This is a genomic window from uncultured Thiocystis sp. (assembly GCF_903866365.1).
Classification (GTDB): Bacteria; Pseudomonadota; Gammaproteobacteria; order Chromatiales; family Chromatiaceae; genus Chromatium.
In genome coordinates this window covers 25,895-31,995 of sequence record NZ_CAIPNF010000394.1, presented here as the reverse complement: position 1 = coordinate 31,995, position 6,101 = coordinate 25,895, and the positions used below count along the sequence as shown (strand labels likewise).

At 61.7% G+C, this 6,101-nt stretch carries 8 protein-coding genes and 1 pseudogene; 8 read left to right on the top strand and 1 reads right to left on the bottom strand.

The annotated features are described in order from the left end of the window. Positions 1–587: 587 nt before the first annotated feature. Positions 588–977 (bottom strand): annotated as a pseudogene (locus QZY07_RS21880) (transposase); the annotation flags it as partial. 32 nt (positions 978–1,009) lie between these two features. Between QZY07_RS21880 and QZY07_RS21875 the strand changes: the two are divergent. The 8 genes from QZY07_RS21875 (at position 1,010) to QZY07_RS21840 (ending at position 6,033) form a co-directional block, all read left to right on the top strand. Beyond that, entirely contained in the window at positions 1,010–1,249 is a 240-nt protein-coding gene (locus QZY07_RS21875) for a HipA domain-containing protein (protein ID WP_295407410.1), read from the top strand. A 13-nt stretch (positions 1,250–1,262) separates the two neighbouring features. Beyond that, positions 1,263–1,640 carry a hypothetical protein gene (locus QZY07_RS21870; protein ID WP_295407407.1) on the top strand — a complete coding sequence of 126 codons (378 nt, stop codon included), beginning with the start codon at positions 1,263–1,265 and terminating at the stop codon, positions 1,638–1,640. A 418-nt stretch (positions 1,641–2,058) separates the two neighbouring features. Then, positions 2,059–2,403, top strand: a complete 345-nt coding sequence (locus tag QZY07_RS21865; protein ID WP_295407404.1) for a transposase — start codon at positions 2,059–2,061, stop codon at positions 2,401–2,403. 3 nt (positions 2,404–2,406) lie between these two features. After that, entirely contained in the window at positions 2,407–2,736 is a 330-nt protein-coding gene (locus tag QZY07_RS21860; RefSeq protein ID WP_295407401.1) for a transposase, read from the top strand. An 85-nt stretch (positions 2,737–2,821) separates the two neighbouring features. After that, positions 2,822–3,898, top strand: coding sequence for a beta-N-acetylhexosaminidase (nagZ, locus tag QZY07_RS21855; RefSeq protein ID WP_295407399.1), 1,077 nt, complete (start codon positions 2,822–2,824; stop codon positions 3,896–3,898). Beyond that, on the top strand, positions 3,895–4,446 hold the full coding sequence (locus QZY07_RS21850) for a hypoxanthine-guanine phosphoribosyltransferase (RefSeq protein WP_295407397.1): 552 nt from the start codon (positions 3,895–3,897) through the stop codon (positions 4,444–4,446). Before nagZ ends, QZY07_RS21850 begins: the two co-directional genes overlap by 4 nt. A 281-nt stretch (positions 4,447–4,727) precedes the next feature. After that, the gene (locus tag QZY07_RS21845) at positions 4,728–5,189 is read left to right on the top strand and encodes a hemerythrin domain-containing protein (RefSeq protein ID WP_295407395.1); all 462 of its coding nucleotides are present in this window, start codon (positions 4,728–4,730) and stop codon (positions 5,187–5,189) included. A 103-nt stretch (positions 5,190–5,292) separates the two neighbouring features. Continuing rightward, positions 5,293–6,033, top strand: coding sequence for an S-methyl-5'-thioinosine phosphorylase (locus tag QZY07_RS21840; RefSeq protein ID WP_295407392.1), 741 nt, complete (start codon positions 5,293–5,295; stop codon positions 6,031–6,033). Positions 6,034–6,101 lie beyond the last annotated feature (68 nt).

The window sequence follows — 6,101 nt, the reverse complement described above, 5'->3', positions numbered from 1 at the left end:
TTTCGACGCTCGATCCGAGGATCTTCCAAGGAGGTGAAATGCTCAAGAATGCTTGCTGACATGAGAAACTCCAATCGTCGTTTCTCGCTAGCATCCGTCAACTACCCGAAAAACGGAATGTTTAAACGCGCTCGCCCTGGGGTCTTCAGGATGCTGCGTATCGGGGGCTTATCGCATTTCCTGGGCAGGCGGTCGGATCCAGCCCTCCCGATCGCCGGCACGGAACCATCGAAGGGTCGTTAGCCCGGATGTTTCATGAATCTGGTGGCAGGACCAGAAACCAACCATTGTTATCAGGCGCAAGGGCGATTGAGCGGACGGGCCAGGCCGCCAAGGCGTGCGAGATGGGCGGATTCGGCCACAGATGGCCGCGATTCAGTGCTTGAGCTGCCTCGACGGGGACCGTTTCCATGCAAACAGGCACGCGTGATCCTGCCCAAGCGGGCGGAAGCGTCGAGCAGGCGGTCGAGCGAAGGGGAGTTTGGTTAGGGGCTGAGCATAGGCGTCGATGGACGGGTCAGGAATAGGATCTCGGTCAGGCGATGCGGCAGGGCTTTAACCGGACAGCTGGAGGGCAGTTGCAAATCGATATCCTTGGTCGAGACGGCATTCTCCCGGCGCGAGAACGTCGGCCCACTGGCCAAGTCCATCGCCTCATCCAAGGGACGGCGCTCCACCCCGAGCTTGAACAGCGGATCGCGACGCCGCGCATGGGCATCGTTGCCGTCTTCATCGCCGCGGGCGATCTGAACGATCCGCTGGGCGAGCAGGTCGCGCAGCGGATGGGTGATGTCGGAGGGATGGGGCTGATCATCGATGGCTTGGGCGAGACGCTCGGTCAGACCGATCGGCTGGTCGACGCCGCGCAGAATCAAGGGGCCGACGTCAGACGACATCGCCCCGCCGTCAACGTCGGCGCGCACGGTCAGCTCGTCGACGGGAGGATATCGCAGCGTTTCTTGAGTAGACTTGGACAAGGGCGACCTCGTTTGGCTTCTCCGCAGCGTTCTTGGCGGAACACCAATTTTATCAATTGGTTAAACGAGAATCGCCCTTTTTTATGAAAAATTCGGGCTATGAGGATCTGGCGCACCCGGTGCGCCGTGATTTCAGCGATCCGCGCCAGACGCTCGAAGAACTTTATGGGCGGATGATCTTCAACGTCATCTGCGGCAACACCGACGATCACGCGCGCAATCCATACCGCCTTCTGGGACGGCCAAACCTACCGGCTCAACCCTGCCTATGACATCTGTCTACAGATGCGTACGAGTGGCGAGGCCAGCCAGGCCATGCTCCTGACCGGTCAGCGTCGCGACAGCCGGCTGACCGCCTGTCTCGCCGCCGCGCCGGCCTTCGGGCGCACGGCCGGGCAGGCGAGGACGATGATCGACCATCAGTACGAGGTCATCATGCGCGAGTGGGGGTCTGTCTACGACGAGGCCGGACTGAGTCTCACGGAGCGCGGCGCGCTCTGGCAGTCCATCAAGAACGACCTGACGACCATGTTCTGGCACCGCGATGCCCGGGCGATCGGTCATTCCTATGGCGGCTACCTGCTGATGCATGCCTTGGCCGAGCTCGGTGCCTTCCCCGGCAGGATTCTCCTTCTGTCTCGGGTACTGGGCACCGGTACCTAGCGCGATGGCCATCGGTTCTTCTCTTCGACGCCACCGAGAGCGAAGAAATTACTGACCCTCGCCCAGACGTCTGCCTTCCCGGTTCCTCACGGACTGGAGGTCCATACTGGGGCAGACGACGACGGCTGCGATCCCGGACTAGCCACGACGTTTTGTGATTGCATTTCTACGGCCTGCGTTCATGGCGTGCCGAATTAGGGCCATCGTCTCGCGCACGCCTATGTCGCGAGCGCTATCGGGCGGTTTTTTCGAACTGAAGAGGCGTTGGTGCATACATCCGCCGACCCCTGCTAAGCTGACCATCGTTTCCCCTTTCAGCAAGCCTCTGAGATGCCATCCACGGACCAGACCAGCGAAGCCGGCCACCAAGAAGGCGACCGATCAGGTCGCCAACTGGTCAGCGGACGACCGGGCGCTGGTGGCAGGTGGGAACATCGCGTGCTGGTTCGATCGGGAAGCGATCGCGCAGCGCTGGACGCCTGAGCCAACGGGCAAGCGGGGTGCCCCCTGGCGCGACTCGGACGGGTCCATCCAGACGTGGTTGGAGTTGCAGCAAGTGTTCCACTTGCCGTCTCGCTCGCTGGAAGGGTTTGGCCGTTCTCTGATGCGCCGGATGGGGTTGGACCTGCCGATCCCGGATCGCACGCACCGGTCGCGTCGCGCCAGAGGCTTGACGATCCAGATCCCCCGTCAGGAGCGCACGGGGCCGATCCATGCGGTGGCGGACGCCACCGGACGGAAGGCGTTTGGCGAGGGGGAATAGACGTTGCGTCAACACGGCGCCGGGAAGCGCCGCACCTGGCTCAAGGTCCCTCTGGCCGTCGATGCGCACGCCAAGGATGTCGTCGCCGCGGACGTCGCGACGGTGGCCCGGACGGATGGCGAAGTCTTTGGCGATCTCCTGGATCAGGTCGACGGGGTCATTGAGCAAATCGATACCGATGGGGCTGACGATACCCGCGAGGCCGATGAGGCGGCGGTGCAACACCAAGCCACGTTGGTCGTCCCGCCGCGGGAAAACGCGGTGGCCTGGGAGGCCGAACGCCCGCGCCCGCAGGCACTCGCCGCGATCCCCGAGAAGGGGCTGGCGCGGTAGAAGAAAGCAAGCGAAAAGCACCGCTTGCAGGGATGCTTGCCAACATTACCCTTCAAACTTCAATCCCACCACCGATCGGATCATTATGTCGCCTGGACCAATCATGCTCGATCTCGCGGGGACGGCGCTTGACGCCGTGGACCGCGAGCTATTGCGTCATCCCGCCGTTGGCGGCGTGATCCTCTTTTCGCGAAACTTTGAGTCGCCGGAGCAGATCGCCGATCTCGCGTCATCGATCCATGTCTTGCGCGAGCCGGGTCTGCTGATCGGAGTCGATCAGGAAGGGGGGCGTGTCCAGCGCTTTCGCGATGGTTTCACGCGCTTGCCGCCGGCGGGACGTTTCGGTCGACTCCACGCGCTCGATCCGGCGCGCGCACGCGCGGCCTGCAGGTCAATTGCCTGGCTGATGGCCGCCGAGTTGCGGGCCGTCGGGGTCGATTTCAGTTTCGCGCCGGTGCTGGATCTGGATCGGGCGATCAGCCAGGTCATCGGCGATCGCGGTTTTGCCGCCCAGGTGGAGTCGGTCCGGGAGTTGGCTGTGGCCTGGATGGACGGTGCCCGGCACGGTGGAATGGCTTCGGTGGGCAAGCATTTCCCGGGGCACGGTGGCGTCGCGGCGGATTCGCATGCCGAACTGCCGACCGATGCGCGCGCTTTCGCCGAGATCGAACGGGAGGATCTGGCGCCGTTTCGGTGTCTGATCGATCACGGGCTGGAAGCCATGATGCCGGCGCATGTCGTCTATCCCAGCATCGATCGGCGACCGGCTGGATTCTCGTCGATCTGGTTGCGCGATATTCTGCGTGGCGGGCTTGATTTCCAGGGCGTCATTTTCAGCGACGATCTCAACATGATGGCGGCCGGCGCTGGCGGGGGGTACGTCGAGCGCGCGCAGTCCGCTATCCAGGCGGGTTGCGACATGCTGTTGATCTGTAATAATCGCCCCGCGGCGGTTGCGATTGTCGATGCCTTTGGCGAGCATCATGATCCCGTGGCGCAGCTGCGTCAGCTGCGCATGCATGGCCGCGGACAAGTTGATCGCGTGAGTTTGCATGAGCGCCCCGAATGGCAGCGTGCGATCCGCTATGTCGCTCAGCTGGAAGAATTCGAGACGCTCGCTCTCGGACTCGACGATCCAACCTCTCCGGAGAGGGCCGAATGAAGCTCGCCGCAACTCAGTACGACAGCGTTGAGGGTCGCGCCGAATGTCTGGTGACGGCCAAGGAAATTGACGCCGCGCTCGACCGGATGGCCAGCGTGCTGACCGAGCGCCTGGCGGGCAAGGATCCGCTGGTGCTTTGCGTCATGACCGGCGGGGTCATCGTGACCGGCCTGCTTCTGCCAAGACTCGATTTTCAATTACGGCTCGATTATCTCCATGCGAGCCGATACCGGGGGGCGACCAGCGGTGGCGAGATCGTCTGGCGCTACCGCCCGTCGGAGGCGATTCGCGGCGAGCACATACTGGTTCTCGACGATGTTCTGGATGAGGGCGTCACGCTCGGCCAGGTGATTCGCGCCTGCCATGAGGACGGCGCCGCCAGTGTGCTTTCCGCAGTCCTAGTCGAGAAGTGCCGTCCGCACCAGTGCGAGGCCGATGTGGTGGGGGTTCAGGTTCCCGACCGGTATCTTTACGGTTATGGTCTCGACTATCAGAATTATTTCCGAAACGCCCATGGTGTCTTCGCGGTTGCCGATGAAGATCTCTGATTCGCGTCGGCGGCGACATCCGTCGACTCGGGCGAGGCCGAATCGATACGCTAGGAAGACGCATGGCCGCAAGCCCCGCTGGCTGGAGCGGTATTTGTTAAAATTCCAATATAATTAAAGGCTTTTTGACTATTTCGGCGGTTTGGTATACATCCTCTGAAGCAGTCCGATGATGCGTTTTCGAAGTGCGTGCGGTGGGCGATGTTCGCTTGCCGGCGTGCTTCGGATCGGCGCGCAATCGGTTCCCACTCACGAGCGATCGCTAACGAGGATGATGAGGTATGTCCGACCTGAACGGTTACCGCAATTCGCACGCCGAACTGCGCCAGATGATCGATGATCTTAACGCGATCCTGACGCCGGAGCTGTTGAAGATCCGGCCAAACGCCAAAACCGCCTATGAACTGCTCTGCGAGCTCGGAAAAAAGGTGCGAAGTCATCTGGCGGACGAGGACCGGAGTCTCTATCCGATACTGCTGATCCACGAAGATCCGAAGATCAAATCCATTGCCTGGGGCTTCATTAGCGGCGAAAAGCCGCTTCGCAAGATTTTCGACGACTACCACAAGCGCTGGCTCAAAAACTGCGATTTTAAATTTACCGATGAGTTTCTGACCGAAACCCACGAGGTCTTCGAGATGGTGGCCAGGCGCATTGATCGCGAGGAGCAGGTGCTTTTACCCAAGTTGCTGGAGATTGGACTTTTTCAGGAAGCGCAGCAGTCCGGCTCCCCGAGTTGCTGAGCGCCTGAGCCTCCCGAGGCGACCAAGCCGGCACCCACGCTTCGGTTTGGTTTCCCGAACGCTCTCCGGTAGACTCCTGCGTTTTATCGGTTGTGGGGCGTGAATGTCTCTTCTTGCGATCATCGGGGGGTCGGGATTTGCGGGAATTCCCGCCTTGTCGGTGCTTGATGCGCGGCAGGTCGACACGCCCTATGGTGAAACGTCGGCCCCTGTCACGCGGGGGCAATTCGGCGAGAACGAGGTGCTGTTTCTTCCTCGTCACGGACCGTCCCACCATCTGCCGCCGCACCGGATCAACTATCGCGCCAACCTGTGGGCATTGCGTGCCTGTGGCGCCAAGCGGGTAATCGCCCTGGCCGCGGTTGGTGGTATCACGGAATGTTTTCGTCCAACCGCCTTGGCGGTTCCCGATCAGATCATCGATTATACCTACGGACGCGAGCACACCATCTACGATGGCGCGACCGGGAGTGTCGAGCATATCGACCTGACGGTCCCCTATTGCGAGGATTTGCGTCTTGCCGTGATCGCGGCCTGTGACCGAATGGAGCATGCGGTCATCCGCCAGGGAACCTACGGCGCCACGCAGGGGCCTCGATTGGAAACCGCCGCCGAGATTGGGCGCTACGAGCGCGACGGTTGCGACATGGTTGGCATGACCGGCATGCCAGAGGCGAGTCTTGCCCGGGAGTTGGATCTCTGCTATGCCAGCTTCGCCTTCGTCGTCAATTGGGCGGCGGGCAAATCCGACGGCATCATCGACATGCGCGAGATCGAAACGAACCTTGCGCGTTGCGTGGGCCGAGTCGAGGCGGTATTGATGTCCCTTGCGTCTGATCGATAATCGCTGCCAATGGCTCGCGGTGCGGCGGGCGTTGGCGAATTGAGTGCCGTTTTACCGCTTTATCTATC

What these genes read in the sequence shown, in the direction of transcription:
- QZY07_RS21870 (WP_295407407.1), top strand. Translation starts at nt 1,263, where the DNA reads ATGCGTACGAGTGGCGAGGCCAGCCAGGCCATGCTCCTGACCGGTCAG.
- QZY07_RS21850 (WP_295407397.1), top strand. Translation starts at nt 3,895, where the DNA reads ATGAAGCTCGCCGCAACTCAGTACGACAGCGTTGAGGGTCGCGCCGAA.
- nagZ (WP_295407399.1), top strand. Translation starts at nt 2,822, where the DNA reads ATGTCGCCTGGACCAATCATGCTCGATCTCGCGGGGACGGCGCTTGAC.
- QZY07_RS21845 (WP_295407395.1), top strand. Translation starts at nt 4,728, where the DNA reads ATGTCCGACCTGAACGGTTACCGCAATTCGCACGCCGAACTGCGCCAG.
- QZY07_RS21840 (WP_295407392.1), top strand. Translation starts at nt 5,293, where the DNA reads ATGTCTCTTCTTGCGATCATCGGGGGGTCGGGATTTGCGGGAATTCCC.